This is a genomic window from Bacillus sp. SA1-12, assembly GCF_000981385.1.
Taxonomy (GTDB): domain Bacteria; phylum Bacillota; class Bacilli; order Bacillales; family Bacillaceae; genus Metabacillus.
The window spans coordinates 1-1,352 of the sequence record NZ_LATZ01000071.1; the positions used below are offsets into that span (position 1 = coordinate 1).

General features: G+C 42.6%; 1 rRNA gene and 1 pseudogene. Both read left to right on the plus strand.

The features are described 5' to 3' along the window. Positions 1–324: pseudogene (locus WQ54_RS17750) on the plus strand (Asp-tRNA(Asn)/Glu-tRNA(Gln) amidotransferase GatCAB subunit B); the annotation flags it as partial. Between the two features lie 368 nt (positions 325–692). Then, positions 693–1,352, plus strand: a 16S ribosomal RNA gene (locus WQ54_RS17755); the annotation flags it as partial.

Sequence of the window (1,352 nt, forward strand, 5' to 3'; positions counted from 1 at the left end):
TTAGCAGGTATGATAAAGCTTATCGAAAATGGAACCATTTCTTCTAAAATAGCGAAGCAAGTGTTTAAAGAGCTTATTGAGAATGGCGGAGATGCGGAAAAAATTGTTAAAGAAAAAGGTCTAATCCAAATTTCTGACGATGAAACGTTACGTAAGTTTGTTAATGAAGCGTTAGATGCAAATCCAAAATCAATTGAAGACTTTAAAAATGGTAAGCAAAAGGCGATTGGTTTCTTAGTAGGCCAAATTATGAAAGCTACAAAGGGACAAGCAAACCCGCCGATGGTAAATAAATTGTTAATGGAAGAAATACAAAAGAGATAAAAAGGCCAGAAGAATAAAGACAAAGTAGAAAGGATAACCTGCTTTGTCTTTATTTAAAAAAGTAATTGACAGCATTTAAATGAAAGTGGTACATTATTATTCCGCTCAGAAATTTTATAAAATAATTGTTGTTGACTTCTACGAAGTTTAATGATAATATATTATTTGTTGTTAATGAGCGCGCGAAAATATAATGATGTTTTTAATTAAAAAAATTTTCGTGGAAGTTGACAAAGAAGAAGTTGTTTGCTATAATGGTTTTTGTCGCTGATTTGCAGCGGAATAGTTCTTTGAAAACTAAACAAAACAGAAACGTCAACGTTAATTCTAAGTCTATTTATAGACATTTTATGAGCTATATCAACTCTTTATTGGAGAGTTTGATCCTGGCTCAGGACGAACGCTGGCGGCGTGCCTAATACATGCAAGTCGAGCGAATCTGAGGGAGCTTGCTCCCGAAGATTAGCGGCGGACGGGTGAGTAACACGTGGGTAACCTGCCTGTAAGATTGGGATAACTCCGGGAAACCGAAGCTAATACCGGATAATATTTCGAACCGCATGGTTCGAAATTGAAAGGTGGCTTTTGCTACCACTTACAGATGGACCCGCGGCGCATTAGCTAGTTGGTGAGGTAACGGCTCACCAAGGCGACGATGCGTAGCCGACCTGAGAGGGTGATCGGCCACACTGGGACTGAGACACGGCCCAGACTCCTACGGGAGGCAGCAGTAGGGAATCTTCCGCAATGGACGAAAGTCTGACGGAGCAACGCCGCGTGAGCGAAGAAGGCCTTCGGGTCGTAAAGCTCTGTTGTTAGGGAAGAACAAGTACCGTTCGAATAGGGCGGTACCTTGACGGTACCTAACCAGAAAGCCACGGCTAACTACGTGCCAGCAGCCGCGGTAATACGTAGGTGGCAAGCGTTGTCCGGAATTATTGGGCGTAAAGCGCGCGCAGGCGGTTTCTTAAGTCTGATGTGAAAGCCCACGGCTCAACCGTGGAGGGTCATTGGAAACTGGGGAACTT